The organism is Ramlibacter sp., from assembly GCF_036383835.1.
GTDB lineage: Bacteria > Pseudomonadota > Gammaproteobacteria > Burkholderiales > Burkholderiaceae_C > Ramlibacter.
Window position 1 is genome coordinate 1 of the sequence record NZ_DASVNN010000040.1, and the last position, 21,105, is coordinate 21,105.

Consider the following 21,105-nt stretch of genomic DNA (forward strand, 5'->3'; position numbering starts at 1 on the left):
GTGATGTTGCCCTTCACCTTCACTGAGTCCGCACCCGGCGTGCCGCTCTTGGTGTCCGGGACCAGCCTGGCCTGGATCTCCGTCACGGCGCCCGAGGCATCGCGCGAAGCGCCCGTGCACGCGATGACGTAGCCGTACTTCATCCGCACCTTGTTGCCCGGGAACAGGCGGAAGAAGCCCTTGGGCGGCGTCTCCTCGTAATCGGTGCGCTCCACCCACAGCTCGCGGCCGAACATGAACTCGCGCCGGCCGCGATCCGCATCGTGCGGATGCACGGGCGCGGAGCAGGGCTCCAGGTGCCCCGCACCCATCACCTCGTCCCAGTTCGTGATGACCATCTTCACCGGGTCCAGCACCGCCATCGCGCGCGCGGCCTTCGGGTCCAGGTCGTCGCGCAGCGCGCCTTCGAGGATGCTGTAGTCGATCCACGAATCGGCCTTGCTCACGCCGATGCGCTCGGCAAAAAGCTGGATCGCTTCCGGCGTGTAGCCGCGCCGGCGCAGGCCCACGATGGTCGGCATGCGCGGATCGTCCCAGCCGCTCACGTGGCCGTGGTCCACCAGCTGCTTCAGTTTCCGCTTGCTGGTGATCACGTAGGTGAGGTTCAGCCGCGCGAACTCGTACTGGCGCGGATGCGGACGGTTGATCAGGCCGCCTTCGGCCAGGCGATCGAGCAGCCAGTCGTAGAAGGGCCGCTGGTCCTCGAATTCCAGGGTGCACAGGCTGTGCGTGATGTTCTCCAGCGCGTCCTCGATCGGGTGCGCGAAGGTGTACATCGGGTAGATGGACCACTGGTTGCCCGTGTTGTGGTGCTCCGCATGCTTGATCCGGTACAGGGCCGGGTCGCGCATGTTGATGTTCGGGCTGGCCATGTCGATCTTCGCGCGCAGCACCGCCTTGCCGTCTTCGAGCTTGCCGTCACGCATGTCGCGGAAGCGCTGCAGGTTCTCGTCGATGCTGCGGCTGCGGTAGGGGCTGTCCACGCCCGGCTTGCCGAAGTCGCCGCGGTTGACGCGCATCTCCTCGGGCGACTGCTCGTCGACGTAGGCGAGTCCGGCTTCGACCAGGTATTCGGCCGCGCGGTACATGAAGTCGAAGTAGTCGCTGGCCTGGTACAGGTTCTTGTCGCCGTACTTGTTCCAGGAGAAGCCGAGCCACTTCACCGCGTCGAGGATGCCGTCGACGTATTCCTGCTCCTCCTTCTCCGGGTTGGTGTCGTCGAAGCGCATGTGGCACACGCCCGCGTAGTCCTCGGCCAGGCCGAAGTTCAGGCAGATGCTCTTGGCGTGGCCCACGTGCAGGTAGCCGTTCGGCTCGGGCGGGAAGCGCGTGCGGATCTTCGCGGGATCGGCCTGGCCGGACTGGTGATGCGCGGCGTCGCCGGGCCCGTGGCCCCAGTGGCGGCCGGCATACGTGCCTTGCTCCAGGTCGCGTTCGATCACCTGGCGCAGGAAGTTGCTCGGTTTGACGGCCGATTCCTTGTCGGCGGGGGAGGAGGGGGAAGCCATATCCCGACGATTTTGTCATGGCTTGTTGCAAGGCATCCTGGAGAGGGGTGCACTGGGTTCCCGCCTGCGCGGGAATGACGGGAGGCAGGCTCCGAGGGATGAGTGGTTTCCGGGGTTACCTCCCGCAACGGAAGTGACCGCGGCGCCGTTGCGCGCCCCTGCGGGCCCCGCTTAAATCAGGACGTCGGGCCATGCCCGCAAGCAGTACCAAGCAGGACCCCATGAAACTGAATCTTTCGCACGCGCTGGCCGTTGCCGGCGTCGTGGCTCTCGCAGGCGCCGCCACCGCGGCGCAGGCTCGCGACAACGTCTACTGGTCGGTGGGCATCGATGCCGCCCCCGGCATCTCGCTCGGCGTCGGCAATGCGCGGCCGGTCTACGTCGCCCCCGCGCCGGTGTACGTGGCGCCCGCTCCGGTCTACATCGCACCTCGTCCTGTGGTCATCGCGCCGCAGCCCGTCTACTACGCTGCCGCGCCGGCGCCCGTGTACTACGAGCCCGTGTACGTGCATCCCGGAAAGCGCAAAGGCTGGCACAAGAAGCACCATCGCCACGGCTGGTAGGCACGCCGGCCGCTTCGCGTCGCCAGAAAAAAGAAGTCGGATCTCCAAGTGTTGTTGGCCTCGGCCCACCGGCCGGGGCCTTCTTTTTTGGGCCCCTTGGTCGGTGGGTTTTTCGCGCCGTCCCGCGTGAAAATCGTTGCTGCTGCCGCTGCGTTCAGCGGAGCGGGTCGTCCTTGGGCGAGTCCTGTGGCGAGTCGGGCATCGGGTAAGGCTGAGGCAGCAGCGACTTCAGCCTGAGCTGGTCGCGCAGGTGCGGCCGGACGCTTTCCGATCCGTACCCGCTGTGCCCTTGTGCAGTCGCCCTTTCCACGAAGCCGCGCTGCCGCGGCTTTGCGCCGCCCCGTCGCCCCGACGACGCGCGCCGGCCTTCCGGTTCGCCTGCGTTGTTGGGTTTTCCATCCTTCATGTCGTGGTGTTCCTCGAGTCCTTTACAGGGTAAGGCCTCGTAAACGCCTGACGTGACGGTGGTGCACAACGGTGGTCGTCAGGATCTTTCGACCTAACCGTAGTCCTCCGGAGCGCATAGGGGATTTTCCGTCGCCCAAAAAAGAACCCCCAGGCTTTCACCTGGGGGTAACAATGCCAGTCGCGGGACGGAGGGCCGGACCAGCTCACCCCGGAGGAGGAGGGGACTCAGAGGAGTCGGGGTGACCGGGACGAAACGCGCCTTGATGCCTGTCGGTTCTCGCGCGCCTTTCGTGCAATTCGATGGCTTGTAGTAGAAGCGGCGGACCCGTCATACCCTGTAGGACGATACCCACAGGGGGTGCCAGACGAAGACTCTAGATTCGTGGCGCCGCAGAAAGTACCTATGCGAATGTGAGCATCGGATGCGATGCCGATTCACATCGCCTTGAACAGGTGTGCGTACAGGCGGCTCACGGGCAGCCGCTCGCTGCGCTTCTTCATCGCAACGTACAGCTTGCCGGCTTCGTCGCGATGCACCGTGTCGATCGCGGTGGCGCGCACCACGGTGCCCCGGTGGATCTGCCAGAACAGGGCCGCATCCAGCTGCGGCAGCAGTTCCTTCAGCGGCGTGCGAATCAGCAGTTCGGCGTCCGCGCACACCACGCGCACGTACTTGTCGGCCGCCTCGAAATAGACCACGTCGTCCACCGGCACCATGCGCAGCGTGCTGCCCACGCTGGCCTGGATCACCCGCAGCAGCGGCAGTGGCGTCACGGGCGGCACGCCTTGCAGCAGCTGGCGCAGCTGGCCGAGGGCGGCGTCGAGCGAGCCGCCCTGCGTGGCGCGCTGCGCCAGCAACTGCTTCAGCTTCTCCACGGTCTTGCGCAGGCGCTCCGGCTGCACCGGCTTCAGCACGTAGTCGACGGCCTGCGCGTCGAAGGCCTGCACCGCGTACTGGTCGTACGCCGTCACGAACACCAGTGCGGGGAAGGGCGCTTCCTCGGGCCACGCGTCGGCGAGACTCACCGCGGCTTCGATGCCGCCCTGGCCCGGCATGCGGATGTCGAAGAACAGCACGTCGGGGCGCGACTGCAGCGCGCCGCGCACCGCGGAGGCGCCGTCGCCCACGACATCCACCACCTGCAGCTCGGGCCAGGCGCGGGCCAGTTCCGCGCGCAGGGCCGCGGCCAGCAGCGGTTCGTCTTCGGCGATGAGGGCGGAGGGGTTCATGCGAGGGGCAGCACGATGCGGGCGTGGGCGCCCTCGCGCGAGGCGTCGAAATCGAGGCGGCCGCGCTCGCCGTAGAGGGAGGCGAGCCGCTGCCGCACCTGCTCCAGGCCGAAGCCGGGGCCGCCGGCGCCTCCGCTCTCGCTGCCCACGCCGGTGTCGTCGACTTCCAGCACGATGCGATCGCCGTCGCGGCGGGCGCTCACGGCGATGCGCCCGCCGGCCACCTTCGGCTCCAGCCCGTGCTGGATGCTGTTCTCCACCAGCGGCTGCAGCAGCAGCGTGGGCACCGGCGCCTCGGCGAGGTCTTCGGGCAGGGCCAGCGTGTACGACAGGCGCGGCCCCATGCGGATCGCCATCAGTTCCAGGTAGTCGCGCAGCCGGTTGAATTCCACCTGCAGCGGATGCGTGGTGGAGCGCGAGGCATCCAGCGTGGCCCGCAGGTACGCGATCATGTGATCGAGCATCACCTGCGCCTGGCCGGGGTCCACCGCGATCAGCGCCCGCAGGTTGGCGAGCGTGTTGAACATCATGTGCGGCTCGAGCTGCGACTCCAGCAGCTTCAGCCGTGCTTCGGTGGCATGGCGCTCGGCCTCGCGCATGCGCTCCAGCAGGTAGCCGCTCTTGTTGCGGCTGTAGAACCAGTAGCTGCCCGCCACGCCGGCCAGCAGCGTGATGAGCACGCCGCTGCGCAGGTCGGCCTCGCTGTGGACCATCACGCCGCCCGGGAAGAGGCCGAAGGTCTTGCAGATGGCGTCGCCGATCTTGTTGCCGACGAAGTAACCCAGCACGATGCCGGCGGCTACCAGCGCGGCGCCGGACAGGCCGGGCGGCCAGCCCGTCTCGCGCGAGGAGGGGATCAGGTGCCGGCCCAGGTCGATCACCGCCCAGATCGTCACGCCGATCAGCAGCGAATAGACCACCGGTGGACCGTAGGGCCGCTGCGGCGTGAAGGCGATCTGCACGCCCGCGATCGCGATGCAGAACAGTGCCGTCTGCAGCAGGTGCTGCAGCTTGGAGGGCCAATCGATCCTCACCGGCATGTTCGGCATGTGTCGGGCGATTCTAGAAGAGCTCACCAGGGATCCCGGCGGCTCCCCAGGCGGCGGCGCTCCTCGGCGACCAGGTGGTCCATGAGGCCGCTTCCCGGAAGCGCCGCCAGCACGATGGCGCCGTGGATCGCGAGGCCCAGGCCCCAGCCCAGGAAGGGGAAGATCGCCCAGTTGCGCCCGGTCATGATCGCGATGAAGGCGAGCAGGGCATTCACGGCGACGAACACGCCGGAGTGGATGATCCATCCCATGCGCATGCCGGCGCGCTTGCGGGCGAGGCGTTCGATCTCGCGGTCGGACAGGGTCAGGGTCGCTTCCATGGCGTTTCTCCTTGGGTGAAGTGGAGGGGGATCAGGCGATGCCGAGGCCGCCCCAGACCATCTGGCCCAGGTAGCGCTGCGGCAGCAGGGTGAAGGAGCCGGCGACGATGCAGGCCCAGAAATAGAGCTGCTGCATCACCGTGCGGTGGCCGGCGATGTCGCGGCGGGCGAGCCGCCAGAAGGCGACCCCCAGGCTCGCCAGCGTCACCGGCACGAGGATGTGGATCGGCGTGTAGCCGGCCAGGTTGGGCAGGCTGAAGTCACGGAGGAAGAGGGCCGAGACCGCCGTGACGACCATGAGGGTCACCCAGGCGTAGCCGAAGGCGCGGTGCAGGCGCGGATGCTGCCGGCGGGCGCGACGGGCCCAGAGCGCGATCGGCCCGGTGGCCACGGCGCCGAGGGCCGCGGTCATGTGGATGGCGATGAGGGGGGTGAGTTGCATGGTGCCTCCGGTGCGCGATGGAGGCACTGTGCTTGGCGCGCGCCGCCGCGGCCACGGGGCTGCGACGGAACGCGGAATACGCGCCGCGAGATGCGGCGGAAAAGGAGCGGGCGGCGCCGGCTGGCGTCAGCCCCAGACGCGGCGATACTTCTCGGCCAGCTGGTGCTGGCGCAGCATGATCTTGGGCACGTCCGGGTGCATCGGGTTGATCTCTTTCATTGCCCAGCGATAGAAGGCCTGGGCAACCACCACATGGAGCAGGTCAAGGATTTTCATGGAGCCCATGGTGGGGTTCGCCCCGCCCGTGTGCTGTAGGTTCCGCGCCCAGCGCTGTCCGGAGGATGGCTACATCCCTTGTCGGACGACTCAATGGCTGAGCCATCCAGTCAGGCTCCGGGCGGCCTGGCCCAGCGATAATCCGCGCTTTTGTTCGGGGAGCGCATGTGGACGTCGTGTTGCTGGTCAAGGCTGCGATCATGGGCATCGTCGAGGGACTCACGGAGTTCCTGCCCATCTCCAGCACGGGTCACCTGATCCTTGCCGGAGACTTGCTGGGCCTGCACGGCGAGCGCGACAAGGTGTTCGAGATCGCGATCCAGACCGGCGCGATCCTGGCCGTGATCCTCGTCTACTGGCAGAAGATCCGCGACACCGTGGTCGCGCTGCCCAGCGAACGGGAAGCCCAGCGCTTCGCCCTGAACGTGCTGGTGGCCTTCATCCCGGCCGTGGTGCTGGGCCTGGCGTTCGGCAAGGCGATCAAGATGCACTTGTTCACGCCCGGCGTGGTGGCGATGGCCTTCATCGTGGGCGGCTTCATCATCCTGTGGGCCGAGAAGCGCAAGCACGTGGTGCGCATCCAGGAAGTGGAGGAGATGCGCTGGACCGATGCATTGAAGCTCGGGCTGGTGCAGTGCCTGGCGCTGATCCCGGGCACCAGCCGCAGCGGCGCCACCATCATCGGCGGCCTGTTCCTGGGGCTGTCACGCAAGGCCGCCACCGATTTCTCGTTCTACCTCGCGATCCCGACGCTGATCGGCGCCGGCGTCTACAGCCTGTACAAGGAGCGCGCGGCGCTCGCGGCCGACGACCTGCCGATGTTCGCGGTGGGGCTGCTGTTCTCGTTCGTGAGCGCCTGGCTGTGCGTGCGCTGGCTGCTGCGCTACATCTCCAGCCACACCTTCATCCCGTTCGCGTGGTACCGCATCGCGTTCGGGATCATCGTGCTCGTCACGTCGTGGACGGGCTGGGTGCAGTGGTCCGACGCGCCTTGAGCGCGCCGCGGCGGCGGTAGGCCCGCCAGCCGTCCTCCGGCTGCGCCAGCCGGTCGGCGACGATGCGCAGCACTTCCGGGTGCGTGGGCATGCCCAGGTGGCTGGCGTGCACCGCGACGTTCTCGGCGTACCGGCCCCGCTGCTCCAGGCAGCCGCGCCAGCACACCACGCCGTCGCTCTTGCTGTAGATCGAGGTGATCGGCACCGGCGGGGCTTCGCCCAGGCGCGCCAGCAATTCGGGCGTGAGCTGCGAGGTGTCGCCCCCCAGCAGCTTGTAGATCGTGCCGGCGTGGTTGGCGCCGCCCATCGCGTTGTGCGGCGTGCCGAGCGTGATCACCTGCCGCACGCTGCCGGGGCACAGCTTGGCGATCTCGCGGGCGTAGATCCCGCCCAGGCTCCAGCCGATGAGGCTCACCTTGCGGCCGTTCCGCGAGAACGTGGAGCGGACGCGCTCCACCAGCGACACGAGCCAGTCGTCGAACGGGCCGTCCGGACCGGTGTTGACGCCCAGGTCCCAGTCGAAGACTTCGAAGTCGCAGCTTTTCAGGTGGGCGCGCAGCTGGGAGGTGGTCAGCGCACCGGCGCCCAGGCCGGGATAGACGATCACGGGATGGCCGTCGCCTTCGACGCGGTGCAGCGAGCCGGCCTTCGCGGCGCAGAAGTCGAGGAGGGCGCGCAGCGGCTCGGTGGCCAGCAGCGCGAGGGAGGGAGCCTGGAAGACCAGGGCGGGAGGCGTAGGCATCCTCCCACTTTGCGCAACGCGATGGTCCCGGCCTGTGGTCCCGGGGGCGCAGTGGGTGTAGGTGGGCCGTGTGAAAGGGTTGTAGGCGGGTCGCTTACGCGAAAACCAGCATCACGCCGGAAGCGCCAGCAACGCGGCCTCGATCGCGGCGGCGGTCGCCTCGGGCTTTTCCATCGGAAAGAGGTGGCTGCCGTCCATCATGCTGAGGCGGCCCTGGGTGATGCGGGTGGTCATGGCCAGGCCCACCTGCTTCACCTCCTCGGACTGCAGCGCGCCGATGAAGGCGATCGGGCAACGCAGGGGATGCTTCTTGAACAGCGCATCCATGTTGTCCGGCAGCGTGTTGTAGATCGCGGTTTCGATGTCGCGATCGAAGCTCAGCACGCGCTGGCCGTCCTCGTCGTGCGTGCCGTGCGTGATGTAGTCGGCCAGCACCTGCGCGTCCCAGCGCGCGAAGGCTTTCTTGTGACGGAAGTGCTCCAGCGCCGCCTCGCGCGTGGGCCAGCGGTTCTTGCGCTTGCGGCTCACGGCGCCGGGCGAGATCGAGCCGACCAGCTGGGTGCGCTTGGCGGCGCGCAGCGCATGCGCTTTCCAGCCGCCCAGCAAAGGCGAGTCCAGCAGCAGCACGCCCCGCGCGAGCTGCGGATGGCGCGCGGCCGTCATCGCGCTGAGGAAGCCGCCCAGCGAATGGCCCACCAGGAAGGCGGGCTCGCCGGCCTTGTCCACCTCGCGCGCGGCGAAGTCGTGCAGCTGCTGCACGAGGCCCGGCCAGTTGTTGCTGACGGGATAGGCCTCGTCGTGGCCGAAGCGGTCGGGCGCCTTCACCAGGAAGCCGCGCGAACGCAGGTGCTTGAAGAGGACGCCGTAGGTGGAGGCGGGGAAGCTGTTGGCGTGGGAGAAGACGATCAGGGACATGGAATATGCGTCATCCCCGCGCAGGCGGGGATGACGGAATTCAGATCAGTTTCTCTTCCGGCCGCGTGATCTTCTTCAGCGGCTTGGCCCGCCCGCTCGCCTGCGTGCGCAAGGGGATGTCCGTATGCGTCTCGTCCCACACCGGGTCGTCCAGGCTGTCGAACACCTCGCGCAGCTTCTGGCCCCAGCCGGAGTGCAGCATGCGGAAGTACGGGTTCTGCATGTCGATGCACACGATCTTGTCGGTCTCGAAGCGGTTCGCCTCGTACACCACGAGGTCGAGCGGCGGGCCCACGGACAGGTTCGACTTCATCGTCGAATCCATCGACACCAGCGCGCACTTGGCCGCCTCGTCGAGGTCGGTCTCGGGGACCAGCACGCGATCGAGCACCGGCTTGCCGTACTTGTATTCGCCGACCTGGAAATAGGGCGTCTCGGAGGTGGCCTCGATGAAGTTGCCGGCGGAATACACCTGGAACAGGCGCATGCCTTCGCCGCGGATCTGGCCGCCGAAGATCAGGTTGACGTTGAACTCCACGCCGGCGTGCTGCAGCGACTCCGCGTCGCGGTCGTAGACGTGCCGCACCGCCTGGCCCAGCACGCGGCAGGCGTCGAACATGCTCGGCGCGTTCCAGATCGTCAGCGGCTCGGCCTCGGGCGATTCCTTGAGCTGCTCCACCTGCAGGATCTCGCGCACCGACTGCGAGATGCTCAGGTTGCCGGCCGACAGCAGCACCATGAAGCGGTCGCCGGGACGCTCGTAGATGATCATCTTGCGGAAGGTGCTGATGTTGTCCACGCCCGCGTTGGTGCGCGAGTCGGACAGGAACACCAGGCCCGCATTGAGCTTGATGCCGACGCAGTAAGTCATGGTTGTATGAGTTTTTTCAGCGTGTACAAGGCGTCGAGGGCGTCGCGCGGCGCCAGCGCATCGGGATCGAGCGCGGCCAGCGCGGCCTCCAGCTTCGTCGGGGCGGCTGCCTCGGCGGCCGGGGGCGGTGCGAACAAGTCTACCTGCTCGCGGCTTTCTTCCTGGTGCTTCTCCAGCGCGGCCAGGGCGTGCCGCGCATGGTTCACCACGCCGGTGGGCATGCCCGCCAGCCTGGCCACCTGGATGCCGTAGCTGCGGCTGGCCGGCCCCGGCTGGATCTCGTGCAGGAACACGATGTCGGTGCCGGACTCGGTGGCGCCCACGTGCACGTTGACCGCGCAGTGGTGCTTCGCCGGAAACTCGGTCAGCTCGAAGTAGTGCGTGGCGAACAGCGTGAAGGCCTGCGTCCTGTCGTGCAGGTGCGCGGCGATGCCGGACGCCAGCGCCAGGCCGTCGAAGGTGGAGGTGCCGCGGCCGATCTCGTCCATCAGCACCAGGCTCTGCGCGGTGGCGCCGTGCAGGATCTGCGCGCCTTCGGTCATCTCCAGCATGAAGGTGGATTGCGCGTTCGCGAGGTCGTCGGCCGCGCCGATGCGCGTGTGGATCGCATCCATGGGGCCGAGGCGGCAGGCCTGCGCCGGAACATAGGAACCCATCGCCGCCAGCAGGCTGATCAGCGCCACCTGCCGCATGTAGGTCGACTTGCCGCCCATGTTGGGGCCGGTGATCACCTGCATGCGCTGCTTGGGGCCGAGGCGCGTGTCGTTCGGGATGAACTGGCCGCCGGTCGTTTCCGCCAGCCGCGCCTCCACCACGGGGTGGCGGCCCTGCGCGATCTCGATGCCGGGTTCCCTGGTGAACGCGGGACAGCACCAGTTGAGCGTCAGTGAGCGTTCGGCCAGGGCGCACAGCGCATCCAGCGTGGCCAGAGCGCGCGCCAGGCGGGTAAGCGCGGGGACGTGGTCCTGCAGCGCATCGAGCAGCTGTTCGAACAGCCACTTCTCGCGCGCCAGCGCCCGCTCCTGCGCCGACAGCGCCTTGTCCTCGAAGGTCTTGAGTTCCGGCGTGATGAAGCGCTCGGCGTTCTTGAGCGTCTGGCGCCGGCGGTAGTCTTCCGGCACCTTGTCCAGCTGGCCCTGCGTGACCTCGATGTAGAAGCCGTGCACCTTGTTGTACTGAACGCGCAGGTTGGCGATGCCGCTGCGGACCCGCTCGCGGGTTTCCAGCTCCAGCAGGAAACCGTCGCAGTTGTCCTGGATCGCGCGCAGCTCGTCGAGATCGGCATCGTGGCCGGTGGCGATCACGCCGCCGTCGCGCACCAGCGCCGCGGGATCGTCCTTCAGGGTGGAGGCGAGGCGCTCGGCGCAGCCGGTGGGCGGCTGCAGGTCGTGCGCGGCGTTGGACAGCAGGCCGGGCAGGCCCTGCAGCATCGCCGCGAGCTGCCTGGATTTCGCCAGTGCCAGTTGCAGGCCCACCAGCTCGCGCGGACGCACCTGGCGCAGCGCGATGCGCGCCGTGATGCGCTCGACGTCGCTCACGCCCTTCAGCTCGGCGCGCAGCTTCTGCCAGAGGTTCTCGCGCAGGCCGGTGATCGCATCCAGCCGCTGCGTGGCCACGGCGCGGTCGCGCAGCGGCTCCAGCAGCCAGGACTTGAGCAGGCGGCTGCCCATGCCGGTCATGCAGGTGTCCAGCAGCGAGAACACCGTGGGGCTGTCCTCGCCGCGCAGCGTCTGCACCAGTTCCAGGTTGCGCCGGGTGGCCGGCGGCAGTTCGATGCGTTCGCCGTCGCGCACCACCTGCAGGCTCTGCACGTGCGACAGCGCACGGCCCTGCGTGTGTTCGGCATAGGCGAGCAGCGCCGCGGCGGCCGCGTGCGCGTGCGCGACTTCCTCGGCGCCCCAGGCGGACAGCGATGCCGCCTTCAGCTGCTCCAGCAGCTTGCGCTGGCCGAGGCCGCCGTCGAACTGGAAGGCCGGGCGCTGGGTGATCGGTACGGCGCGGAAGGCCTGCAGCCGCTGCGCGAACAGCGGCGTGACGTCGGTGCTGTGCAGGATCTCGCTGGGCGCCACGCGCGCGATCCATTCCTGCAGGTCGTCGGCGTCGCATTCGGCCAGTTGCAGGGAGCCCTGCGTCACCGCCAGCCAGGCGAGGCCCACCTTGTGCTTGCTGCCCTGGTGCAGGGCCAGCAGCACGGCCTCGGACTTGTCGTTCAGGAGCTCGCTGTCGGTCAGCGTGCCGGGCGTGACCACCCGGACCACCTTGCGCTCCACCGGGCCCTTGCCGGCGCCGACTTCGCCGACCTGCTCGCAGATCGCGACCGATTCGCCGCACTTGATCAGGCGCGCCAGGTAGCCGTCGACGGAGTGGAAGGGCACGCCGGCCATCACCACCGGTTCGCCGGCCGACATGCCGCGGCGGGTCAGCGTGATCTCGAGCAGCCGCGCGGCCTTCTCGGCGTCGTCGTAGAACAGCTCGTAGAAGTCGCCCATGCGGTAGAACACGAGCGTGCCGGGGTACTCCGCCTTGATGCCCAGGTACTGGGCCATCATGGGGGTGTGTTTGCTCAGGTCGGGGAGGGCGGGATTCTGCGACATGCAGGCGCGATTATCCGGGTGCCGGAGGCGGCGCCCTCCGGGGCCCCGCGCAGCGATGGGACGCCGGCCTTCACCTCTGGAATTTGTCGTCCTCGCGTTGCGCCTCCCGCATCGCTTCGGGCTCCAGTTCCTCGGCGGCCCGGTTCAGGCGCACGAAGATGCCCCAGGCGGTCAGCAGGGCGGCGGTGGCCAGCAGCACGGCCGCCGCATGGGTCAGGTGCGAGATGTCCTGGTTCACCGCCTTGAAGGTGGCCACCAGGCCTTCGATCGACAGGGCCACGACCACCACGACGATGAAGCGGGAAAGATAGCGGCGCACCCGCGTCGGCGCGCTGACCTGCACGCTGCGCACGACCTCCTCTTCGGCGAGGGTCTGCGAGATCTGCAGGGCCACGACCGCCGCGGTGAGGATACCCACCGCCTCGATCATTTCCTGGCCGGAGCGCTTGTCGAGGCCATGGTCCAGGGACGACCAGCCGAGCGAGGCGGCGATCGCCATCAGCACCAGGGCGGCCACGGCGAACAGCACCGCCATCAGCGCGTGCGCGACCCGGAAGGCGATGAGCATGCCTCGCATGGCCGGGATCCTCGCACAGCCCGCGGTTGCCGGGGGGCCTCCGGGACCGGCGGGCGCCCCGGATCAGGGCGGGGCGGGCAGCGCCGGAATGCGGAACTGCGGCAGGTTCTGCGGATACTCGCGCGCCAGGAAGGCGAGCAGGCCTTCCCGCAGCTTGCAGCGCAGGTCGAAGTTCCGGCCGGCGTCGCGCGAGGACACGATCACGCGCAGCTGGACGGCGCGGTCGGTGACGTCGGTCACCTGCAGGTTGAACACGCGGCGGTCCCATTCCGCCGCCGCCTCCGCCAGCCGCTGCGCCTCGGCGCGGATCGGCTCGACCGGGCAGAGGTAGTCCACGTACATGAACAGCGTGCCGATGATCTCGGAGCCGGTGCGCGTCCAGTTCTGGAACGGGTTCTCGATGAACCACGTGAGCGGCACGATCAGCCGCCGCTCGTCCCAGATCTTCAGCACCACGTAGGTGCCGGTGATTTCCTCCACCTTGCCCCACTCGCCGTTGACGATCAGCACGTCGTCGAGGCGGATCGGCTGCGCCAGCGCCAGTTGCAGGCCGGCGATCAGGTTGCTGAACACCGGCTTGGCCGCGAGGCCGCCGATGATGCCCAGCACGCCCGCCGACGCCAGCAGGCTCGCGCCGAGCTGCCGCGCGCCGGGGAAGGTCATGAGCGCCATCGCGATGCCGGCGATCAGGATCACCACCATTCCGCTGCGCGCCAGCACCCGCGTCTGCGTGGCGATGCGCCGCGCCTGCAGGTTGTCCTCGATGTAGATCGGATGGCGCGAGATCACGCCTTCGGCGAGGCCGGAGATCGCCCGGATGGCGAACCAGGTGGCCGCCGCGAGCAGCAGCAGGCCGTTCACGTGCCGCACGACGCGGATGTAGGCCATGTCGTCCGGCGCCGCGCCCCAGACCACCTGCATGGCGAGCAGCGGCAGCAGCAGGGCGCCGGCCCGCTCGGTGTCGCGCAGCATGGCGGTGAGGACGATCGAGTGGCGCGTCATGCGCCGCAGCACCGCGCGCCCCGCGACGTGCACCGCGACAGCCCCGAGCGCCGCGACCAGCGCGGTCACCAGGGTCAGCATCCAGGTCGGATCCTGCTCGAGGTGCTGCAGCATGCGGGCGTCAGTGCGCTTCTTCGGGCGGCGGGTCGTCCGCCTGCGTGCCGGGTTCCAGGGTGGGTTCCACCAGGACGGGGGTGCTCTGGCGCAGGTCGGCCTTCTCGCCGGCGCTGGCGAACTTGCTGTACTTGCCCAGGATCTTCACCAGCTGGCCGTAGATCTTCGGGTTGCCGGCGACGCATTCGCGCTGCTCGAGGAAGTCGGCTTCGCCGGTGAAGTTGCCGATCAGGCCGCCGGCTTCCGTCACCAGCAGCGAACCGGCGGCGACGTCCCACGGCGACAGGCCGGTCTCGAAGAAGCCTTCGGTGAAGCCGGCGGCGACGTAGGCGAGGTCCAGCGCGGCGGCGCCGGGGCGGCGCAGGCCGGCGGTGCGCTTCATGACGTCGGCCATCATGCGCAGGTAGACGTTGAAGTTGTCGCCCGGGCGGAAGGGGAAGCCGGTGGAGATCAGCGACTCCTTCAGCTGGATGCGCTTGCTCACGCGGATGCGGCGGTCGTTGAGGTAGGCGCCGCGGCCCCGGGTGGCGGTGAAGAGGTCGTTGCGGGTCGGGTCGTAGACCACGGCCTGCTCGACGCGGCCCCGCACCAGCAGCGCGATGCTGACGCAGTAGACCGGGAAGCCGTGGATGAAGTTGGTGGTGCCGTCCAGGGGGTCGATCAGCCAGACGTGATCGGAGCCCGCCCTGCCGTGCTCGCGGCCCGATTCCTCGGCCCAGATGCCGTGGTCCGGGTAGGCGCCCAGCAGGGTCTCGATGACCGCGGCTTCGGCGGCGTGGTCGATCTCGGTGACGAAGTCGTTGGTCTGCTTCTGCGAGATGCGGACGGCCTCGACGTCGAGGGCGGCCCGGTTGATGATCGCGCCGGCGGCGCGAGCGGCCTTGACGGCCATGTTGAGCATGGGGTGCTGGTTGGACGACATGTTGTTCAAGAGCTTCGTCCACGAAGGGACGGGACGCACGCCGACGATGCGGAATGCACAAGTTAGCCGCGATTTTACCGGTCGGGTGTCAGGCGCGTGCCGAAGGGGCTTGAGGTTGCCCGTCCTACGTCCAACCACCTACCGGACAATACGGCGATGCGCACCCGCTTCGTCCTGATCCAACCCAGCCACGCCGGCAACGTCGGCGCGGCCGCCCGCGCCCTCAAGGTGATGGGCTTCGACGACCTGGTGCTGGTGAAACCCCGCTGGGACGACGTGCTGGAACGCGAGGAGACCATCGAGCGGGCCAGCGGCGCCGTCGACGTGCTGCAGAAGGCCCGTGCGGTGGAGACGCTGGACGAGGCGCTGGAAGGCATGACCCACGTGTGCGCCACGGTGATGACGCCGCGCGACTTCGGGCCGCCGACCTCCACGCCGCGCGAGCACCTGGGCGCGGTCGCGCAGCAGGGGCACGGCGTCGCCTTCCTCTTCGGCTCCGAGCGTTACGGCATGCGCAACGAGGACGTCTACCGCTGCCACATGGCGCTGCGCATCCCGGTCTCGCCGGACTACGGCTCCCTGAACCTCGCCTCGGCGCTCCAGGTGATCGCCTACGAGTGGCGCATGGCCCTGGGCGGCTACGAGCTGCCCTCGCCGGTGGCGCCGCAGGCTGCCGATGCCGCCTCCGTGGCGGGCATGCTGCAGCACTGGGAACAGGCCCTGGTGGAGATCGGCTTCCTGGACCCGGCCGCCCCCAAGAAGCTGATGCCCCGGTTGAACCAGTTGTTCAACCGGGCGCAACCGACCCCCGAGGAAATCCACATCCTCCGAGGTGTCGCCAAGGCCATGGTGGAAGCGGCTCGGCGGGCGAAGCCTTAGACTGTGCCCGACATAAGCTCAGAAGCCATGTTCAGCCGACTGCGTTCCGACATCCAGTGCATCCTCGACCGCGATCCTGCCGCGCGCAGCAAGTGGGAGGTGCTCACGTGTTATCCGGGGCTGCATGCGATCCTGTTCCATCGCCTCTCGCACGGCCTGTGGACGCGCAACCTGCGCTGGCTGGCCCGCTTCATCTCCCAGTTCTCCCGCTGGCTGACCGGCATCGAGATCCATCCCGGCGCGGTGATCGGCGACAGCGTGTTCATCGACCACGGCATGGGCGTCGTGATCGGCGAGACGGCCGAAATCGGGGACGGCTGCACGATCTACCAGGGTGTCACCTTGGGAGGCACGACGCTGTACAAGGGCACCAAGCGGCACCCCACGCTGGGCAGGAACGTGGTCGTGAGCGCCGGGGCCAAGGTGCTGGGCGGCTTCACGGTGGGCGACAACGCGAAGATCGGCAGCAACGCGGTGGTGATCAAGCCCGTGCCCGAAGGGTCCACGGCGGTGGGCATCCCCGCGCGGATCATCCAGGCCGAGGACACCACGCGCCGCGAGGAAGCGGCCGCCAAGATGGGCTTCTCGGCCTACGGCATCACCCAGAACGACGACCCGCTGTCGCAGGCGATGAAGGGCCTGATCGACAACGCCGCGGGCCAGGAGCACCAGATCGCCCTGCTGTGGCAGGCGATCGAGAAGCTGTCGGACCAGCGCCGCGGCGAGCCCTGCGTGCCGCCGGAGGCGAAGACGACGGAAGAATTCGAGAAGGAAAAGCTGACGCAGTTGGTGGGCAAGTAGCCGTCACCCCCGCGGAGGCGGGGGCCCAGGGCTTCCACGAAAAAGCGGCCGAATGGCCGCTTTTGTTTGATGCCCTGGATCCCCGCCTGCGCGGGGATGACGGTCACTTGCGTATCGCGCTCTTCGGCCTGAACCCCTTGCAAACCTCGTCGTTCGTCTCGAGGTAGGGCCCGGCGATCAGGTCGACGCAATACGGCACCGCCGCGAAGATCCCCGGCACCACCTGCCGGCCTTCTTCCTTCAGGCCTTCCAGCGTTTCCTGGATGGCCTTCGGCTGTCCCGGCAGGTTGATGATCAGCGTGTTGCCGCGGATCACCGCCACCTGCCGCGAGAGGATCGCCGTCGGCACGAAGCGCAGGCTGATCTGCCGCATCTGCTCGCCGAAGCCGGGCATCTCCTTGTCGGCCACCGCCAGCGTCGCTTCCGGCGTGACGTCGCGCGGCGCCGGGCCGGTGCCGCCGGTGGTCAGCACCAGCGCGCAGCCGGCGTCCACCAACTCCACCAGCGTGGCGCTGATGCGCTCCTTCTCGTCGGGGATCAGGCGCTCCTGGAAGGTCAGCGGATTCTTCAGCGCGCGCCCCAGCCACTCCTTCAGCGCGGGCAGGCCCTTGTCCTCGTAGACGCCGCTGGAGGCGCGGTCGCTGATGGAGACGATGCCGATCGTGACGGCGTCGTGGTCAGCCATGTTCCTGCTCCTCCAGGTGGTCGCGCACCATCTGGAAGATCTCGCGGAAGGCCCGGCCGCGGCGCGGCGCCAGGCCGCGCGACACCTCGTCCTGGTTCGGGCCGCCGTCCTTGCGGGCCTGGCGGATCAGGGCGCGCAGCTGCTGCACGTCGGTGGACGGGTGCTGCTGCAGCCAGGTGTCCAGCGTGTCGTCGTTCGCGATCAGGTCGTCGCGCCACTTCTCGGCAGCGTGCAGTGCGAGCGTCTGCTGCGCCGAGCCGCCGCGTTGTTCCTCCAGCGCGGCGCGCACGGCCTGCAGCACGTCCTCGTCGAGATGGCGCATCAGCTTGCCGACGTACTGCATCTGGCGGCGGCGGCCTTCGAAGTTGGTGATGCGCTTGAGCTGGTCGAGCGCGGTGACGAGGCTTTCGGAAAGCTCGAGCCGCTCCAGCTGCTCGGCGCGCAGCGTGAGCAAGGCTTCGCCGAGCTTCTGCAGTTCGGTGCTTTCCTTCTTGAGTTCCGTCCTGCTCGGCTCGCCGCCGGTCTGTTCGGCGCGCAGTTGGAGGTCGAGTTCGCTGCCTTCGGCGACGAAGTGACCTTGGACGAAGTAGCCTTTTTTGGGTTTGCGGGACATGCGGGAGAGAGAGGGCAGCGCGACCGTCGCGTGCTGCATTGCGCAAGTATCATAGCCCGCCATGAACAAAACCCCCGCGCAAGACGGATCCGGCTTCAGCTACACCCGCGCCGATTTCGAAGAACTGGTGGATTTCGCGCTGGGCCACGCCCGGCGGCTGGGCTCGACCGACGCGGGCGCCGAGGCGTCGGAAGGCTGCGGTCTGAGCGTGTCGGTACGCAAGGGCGAGCTGGAGACGGTGGAGCGCAACCGCGACAAGTCGCTGGGCATCACCGTCTACATGGGCAACCAGCGCGGCAACGCGAGCACCTCGGATTTCTCCCGCCCGGCCATCGAGCGCACCGTGCAGGCGGCCTACGACATCGCCCGTTTCACGGCACAGGACCCCGTGGCCGGCCTGCCGGAGCAAGAGGAGGTCGCGCCGCTGGACGAGCAGCGGGACCTCGACCTGTTCCATCCCTGGGACGTCACCAGCGAGCAGGCCGCCGAGATCGCGCTGCGCTGCGAGCGCGCCGCCTTCGACACCGATCGCCGCATCACCAACAGCGAAGGTGCCGGCGTCTCGGCGCAGCAAAGCCACTTCTTCAGCGCCCACTCGCACGGTTTCCGGGGCGGCTATGCCAGTTCGCGCCATTCGGTCTCGGTCGCGCCGATCGCCGGCCGGGGCGACGCGATGCAGCGCGACGCCTGGTACACGTCGATGCGGTCGGCCTCCGAGCTGGCCTCGCCGGAGGCGGTGGGCCGCTATGCCGCCGAGCGCGCGCTCGCGCGCCTGAAGTCGCGCAAGATCAGCACGCGCGAGTGCCCGGTGCTGTTCGAGTCGCCCCTGGCGGCCGGCCTGCTGGGCGGCTACGTGCAGGCCACCAGCGGCGGATCGCTGTACCGCAAGAGCAGCTTCCTGCTCGACTCGCTGGGCAAGCAGGTCTTCCCGGACCACATCGCCATCAGCGAGGATCCGTTCGTGCGGCGCGGCAAGGGCAGCGCGGCCTTCGACGAGGAAGGCGTGCGCACGCGCGCACGCAAGGTGGTCGACGCGGGCCGGGTGGAAGGCTATTTCCTGAGCAGCTATTCGGCGCGCAAGTTGGGGATGCGCACGACCGGCAACGCCGGCGGCTCGCACAACCTGACGCTCACCTCGCGCCTGACGCAGCCCGGCGACGACCTGGTGCACATGCTGAAGAAGCTGGGCACCGGCCTGTTCGTGATCGAGCTGATGGGGCAGGGCGTGAACTACGTGACCGGCGACTACTCGCGCGGCGCGAGCGGCTTCTGGGTGGAAAACGGCGAGATCGCCTTCCCGGTGCAGGAGATCACCATCGCGGGGAACCTGCGCGACATGCTCATGGGGATCGAGGCGGTCGGCGCGGATACCTACAACTACGGCGCGAAGACGGTGGGGTCGATCCTGGTCAACCGCATGAAGCTGGCCGGTTCGTAATCGTCATCCCCGCGAGGCGGGGATGACGTCTATCCCGCCAGCGCCGCCTTCACCGCCGCCGACACCTGCCCCATGTCGGCCTTGCCGGCCAGCCGCTGCTTCACGGCGCCCATCACCTTGCCCATGTCGCCGGGCCCCTTGGCGCCCAGCTCCGCGACGATCGCCCTGACCTCCGCGGCCACTTCGTCGGCCGACATCCGCGCCGGCAGGTAGACCTGCAGCACCGCCACTTCGGCCTGCTCCTTGTCCACCAGGTCCTGGCGGCCGGCCTTCTGGAAGGCTTCGATGCTGTCCTTGCGCTGCTTGAGCAGCTTGTCGACGATGGCCACCACGCTGGCGTCGTCCAGCTCCACCCGCTCGTCCACTTCCTTCTGCTTGATGGCGGCGGTGAGCATGCGGATGGCACCCAGGCGCTCCGTTTCCTTGGCGCGCATGGCGGCCTTCATGTCTTCGGTGATGCGTTCCTTGAGCGTGGCCATGGTCTGTTTCCTGGTGAAAAAAGGATGAAAAAAGCCCGCGCGGGCGTCCCCGGGCGGGCTTTCTGGGCGTTCAGCCGGGGCTCAGTAGAGCTTTTTCGGCAGCTGCATGCTGCGAACGCGCTTGAAGTGGCGCTTCACGGCGGCGGCCTTCTTGCGCTTGCGCTCGGCGGTCGGCTTTTCGTAGAACTCGCGGGCGCGCAGCTCGGTGAGCAGGCCCAGCTTCTCGATGGTGCGCTTGAAGCGGCGAAGGGCCACGTCAAACGGCTCGTTTTCCTTGACACGAATGGTCGTCATGACTTCCTGAATATTCAGTGTGGCGGACGAAGATCGAGGACGTCCAGCCGGGGGTTCCCCACCTTAAGTTCGATCAGGCCGGTGGGGGTTTGCCAGCAAAGCCCGAGATTATAGCGTTGCGGCGCAGCACGGCAACCGGGCTGGCTCTGCCGGGCCGCACCCGGGCTACTCGGCCGGTTTCGCCAGCGCCTGCGCGCAGGCATTCGCGCTCGCCCAGGCCCACTGGAAGTTGTAGCCGCCGAGCCAGCCGGTCACGTCGACCACTTCGCCGATGAAGTACAGGCCGGGCTGCTTCGATTCCATGGTCTGCTGCGACAGGTCGCGCGTGTCCACGCCGCCGGCCGTGACTTCGGCCTTGCGGTAGCCCTCGGAGCCCGTCGGCACCAGTTCCCAGCGCTGCAGCCGCTGCGCCAGCTGCTGCAGTGCCTTGTCGCCCGCTTCGTTGACCGGGCGCTGCAGCGCCGGGTCCTGCTGCGCCCAGGCATCGGCCAGCCGCGCAGGGACCCATTGCGCGAGTTCGTTGGCCACCAGCTTGCGCGAGCGGGCCTTGGCCTGCATCAGCTCGCCCGCCAAGTCCTGCCCCGGCGCGAGATCGATGCGGATCGCCTGCCCTTCGCGCCAGTAGCTGGAGATCTGCAGCACGGCGGGGCCGCTCAGGCCGCGGTGGGTGAAGAGCAGGTCCTCGTCGAACGCGACCCGCTCCTTCTTCTCGCCGGTCTCGATGCGCACCGGCAGGGCCAGGCCCGCGAGCTGCGCGAAGGGCTGCCAGGCCTCGCCGTCGAAGGTGAGCGGCACCAGCGCCGGCCGCAGCGGCGCCACGCGCAGGCCGAACTGCTGCGCGACGCGGTGGCCGAAGTCGGTGGCGCCGATCTTGGGGATGGACAGGCCGCCGGTCGCGATCACCACCCGCGGCGCCCGCACCGGGCCGCGGCTGGTCTGGAGGGTGTAGGCCTCGCCGTCATGGGCGATCGCCTCGACGCGGCAAGGCTGCCAGTGCGTCACGCCGCCGGTGGCGCATTCCGCCAGCAGCATGCGGATGAAGTCGTCGGAGGAGTGGTCCCCGAACAGCTGGCCCTTGTGCTTCTCGTGGTGCGCGATGCCGTGCTTCCGCACCAGGGCGATGAAGTCCTGCGGCGTGTAGCGCGCCAGCGCCGAGCGGCAGAAGTGGGCGTTGCCGCCGAGGAAGTGCTTCTGCGGCGCCCTGGGGTCGAGGTCGCGGTTGGTGAAGTTGCAGCGCCCGCCGCCGGAGATGCGGATCTTCTCGGCCACCTTCTCGGCGTGGTCGATCAGCAGCACCTTCACGCCGAGCTGCCCGGCCATCCCGGCACAGAAGAGGCCGGCTGCGCCGGCACCGAGGATGACTGCGTCGAAGTCGGGCATGGGGCGGG

23 protein-coding genes are annotated in these 21,105 nt (G+C 68.6%); 5 read left to right on the plus strand and 18 right to left on the minus strand.

The window, feature by feature from the left end; genetic code table 11:
• Nucleotides 1-1,508 (minus strand): glutamine--tRNA ligase (glnS, locus tag VF522_RS06785; protein ID WP_330907473.1); only part of this gene is annotated, 1,508 nt, incomplete at its 3' end.
• A 221-nt stretch (nt 1,509-1,729) separates the two neighbouring features.
• On the opposite strand from glnS, the gene VF522_RS06790 reads away from it, so the two are divergent.
• Complete coding sequence (locus tag VF522_RS06790) at nt 1,730-2,071, plus strand: hypothetical protein (RefSeq protein ID WP_330907474.1); 342 nt, start codon at nt 1,730-1,732, stop codon at nt 2,069-2,071.
• Nucleotides 2,072-2,914: 843 nt separating this feature from the next.
• Here the strand turns inward: VF522_RS06790 and VF522_RS06795 are convergent.
• From VF522_RS06795 to VF522_RS06815, 5 genes are all read right to left on the minus strand, one after another.
• A complete protein-coding gene (locus VF522_RS06795; RefSeq protein WP_330907475.1) occupies nt 2,915-3,709 on the minus strand; it encodes a LytTR family DNA-binding domain-containing protein in 795 nt (264 codons plus the stop codon).
• Entirely contained in the window at nt 3,706-4,758 is a 1,053-nt protein-coding gene (locus VF522_RS06800; RefSeq protein WP_330907476.1) for a sensor histidine kinase, read from the minus strand. The genes VF522_RS06795 and VF522_RS06800 overlap by 4 nt, the downstream gene beginning before the upstream one ends.
• 23 nt (nt 4,759-4,781) lie before the next feature.
• Nucleotides 4,782-5,078 (minus strand): 2TM domain-containing protein, encoded by a 297-nt coding sequence (locus VF522_RS06805; protein ID WP_330907477.1) that lies wholly within the window; start codon nt 5,076-5,078, stop codon nt 4,782-4,784.
• 31 nt (nt 5,079-5,109) lie between these two features.
• Nucleotides 5,110-5,520 carry a DUF2306 domain-containing protein gene (locus VF522_RS06810; RefSeq protein ID WP_330907478.1) on the minus strand — a complete coding sequence of 137 codons (411 nt, stop codon included), beginning with the start codon at nt 5,518-5,520 and terminating at the stop codon, nt 5,110-5,112.
• 126 nt (nt 5,521-5,646) lie between these two features.
• Nucleotides 5,647-5,796, minus strand: a complete 150-nt coding sequence (locus tag VF522_RS06815) for a hypothetical protein (protein ID WP_330907479.1) — start codon at nt 5,794-5,796, stop codon at nt 5,647-5,649.
• A gap of 167 nt (nt 5,797-5,963) precedes the next feature.
• Between VF522_RS06815 and VF522_RS06820 the strand changes: the two genes are divergently transcribed.
• Nucleotides 5,964-6,791 (plus strand): undecaprenyl-diphosphate phosphatase, encoded by an 828-nt coding sequence (locus VF522_RS06820; RefSeq protein ID WP_330907480.1) that lies wholly within the window; start codon nt 5,964-5,966, stop codon nt 6,789-6,791.
• Here the strand turns inward: VF522_RS06820 and VF522_RS06825 are convergent.
• The 7 genes from VF522_RS06825 to VF522_RS06855 all read right to left on the minus strand — a co-directional run bounded on the left by VF522_RS06825 (nt 6,748) and on the right by VF522_RS06855 (nt 14,528).
• Nucleotides 6,748-7,533 carry an alpha/beta hydrolase gene (locus VF522_RS06825; RefSeq protein WP_330907481.1) on the minus strand — a complete coding sequence of 262 codons (786 nt, stop codon included), beginning with the start codon at nt 7,531-7,533 and terminating at the stop codon, nt 6,748-6,750. The genes VF522_RS06820 and VF522_RS06825 overlap by 44 nt on opposite strands.
• 111 nt (nt 7,534-7,644) lie before the next feature.
• Nucleotides 7,645-8,448 carry an alpha/beta hydrolase gene (locus tag VF522_RS06830; protein ID WP_330907482.1) on the minus strand — a complete coding sequence of 268 codons (804 nt, stop codon included), beginning with the start codon at nt 8,446-8,448 and terminating at the stop codon, nt 7,645-7,647.
• Between the two features lie 40 nt (nt 8,449-8,488).
• Nucleotides 8,489-9,319, minus strand: coding sequence for a proteasome-type protease (locus VF522_RS06835; RefSeq protein WP_330907483.1), 831 nt, complete (start codon nt 9,317-9,319; stop codon nt 8,489-8,491).
• Entirely contained in the window at nt 9,316-11,913 is a 2,598-nt protein-coding gene (gene mutS, locus VF522_RS06840) for a DNA mismatch repair protein MutS (RefSeq protein ID WP_330907484.1), read from the minus strand. Before mutS ends, VF522_RS06835 begins: the two co-directional genes overlap by 4 nt.
• 70 nt (nt 11,914-11,983) lie before the next feature.
• Entirely contained in the window at nt 11,984-12,490 is a 507-nt protein-coding gene (locus tag VF522_RS06845) for a hypothetical protein (RefSeq protein WP_330907485.1), read from the minus strand.
• Between the two features lie 63 nt (nt 12,491-12,553).
• Nucleotides 12,554-13,606 carry a mechanosensitive ion channel family protein gene (locus VF522_RS06850; RefSeq protein ID WP_330907486.1) on the minus strand — a complete coding sequence of 351 codons (1,053 nt, stop codon included), beginning with the start codon at nt 13,604-13,606 and terminating at the stop codon, nt 12,554-12,556.
• Between the two features lie 7 nt (nt 13,607-13,613).
• Entirely contained in the window at nt 13,614-14,528 is a 915-nt protein-coding gene (locus VF522_RS06855) for an inositol monophosphatase family protein (RefSeq protein WP_330907503.1), read from the minus strand.
• Between the two features lie 156 nt (nt 14,529-14,684).
• On the opposite strand from VF522_RS06855, the gene VF522_RS06860 reads away from it, so the two are divergent.
• Both VF522_RS06860 and cysE read left to right on the plus strand, forming a co-directional pair.
• Nucleotides 14,685-15,407, plus strand: coding sequence for an RNA methyltransferase (locus VF522_RS06860; protein WP_330907487.1), 723 nt, complete (start codon nt 14,685-14,687; stop codon nt 15,405-15,407).
• Between the two features lie 27 nt (nt 15,408-15,434).
• Entirely contained in the window at nt 15,435-16,208 is a 774-nt protein-coding gene (gene cysE, locus VF522_RS06865) for a serine O-acetyltransferase (protein WP_330907488.1), read from the plus strand.
• Between the two features lie 103 nt (nt 16,209-16,311).
• On the opposite strand, the gene mog is transcribed toward cysE, so the two are convergent.
• Together mog and yjgA are read right to left on the minus strand one after the other, a co-directional pair.
• Entirely contained in the window at nt 16,312-16,893 is a 582-nt protein-coding gene (gene mog / locus VF522_RS06870; protein WP_330907489.1) for a molybdopterin adenylyltransferase, read from the minus strand.
• Nucleotides 16,886-17,506, minus strand: a complete 621-nt coding sequence (yjgA, locus tag VF522_RS06875; RefSeq protein ID WP_330907504.1) for a ribosome biogenesis factor YjgA — start codon at nt 17,504-17,506, stop codon at nt 16,886-16,888. The genes mog and yjgA overlap by 8 nt, the downstream gene beginning before the upstream one ends.
• Before the next feature lie 61 nt (nt 17,507-17,567).
• On the opposite strand from yjgA, the gene pmbA reads away from it, so the two are divergent.
• A complete protein-coding gene (gene pmbA / locus VF522_RS06880; protein WP_330907490.1) occupies nt 17,568-18,944 on the plus strand; it encodes a metalloprotease PmbA in 1,377 nt (458 codons plus the stop codon).
• A gap of 29 nt (nt 18,945-18,973) precedes the next feature.
• On the opposite strand, the gene VF522_RS06885 is transcribed toward pmbA, so the two are convergent.
• The 3 genes from VF522_RS06885 to VF522_RS06895 all read right to left on the minus strand — a co-directional run bounded on the left by VF522_RS06885 (nt 18,974) and on the right by VF522_RS06895 (nt 21,097).
• Nucleotides 18,974-19,423: a GatB/YqeY domain-containing protein gene (locus tag VF522_RS06885; protein WP_330907491.1), complete on the minus strand. Its 450-nt coding sequence runs from the start codon at nt 19,421-19,423 to the stop codon at nt 18,974-18,976.
• Between the two features lie 81 nt (nt 19,424-19,504).
• Nucleotides 19,505-19,717, minus strand: coding sequence for a 30S ribosomal protein S21 (gene rpsU, locus VF522_RS06890; RefSeq protein ID WP_104301834.1), 213 nt, complete (start codon nt 19,715-19,717; stop codon nt 19,505-19,507).
• A 165-nt stretch (nt 19,718-19,882) separates the two neighbouring features.
• The gene (locus tag VF522_RS06895; RefSeq protein WP_330907492.1) at nt 19,883-21,097 is read right to left on the minus strand and encodes an NAD(P)/FAD-dependent oxidoreductase; all 1,215 of its coding nucleotides are present in this window, start codon (nt 21,095-21,097) and stop codon (nt 19,883-19,885) included.
• Nucleotides 21,098-21,105 lie beyond the last annotated feature (8 nt).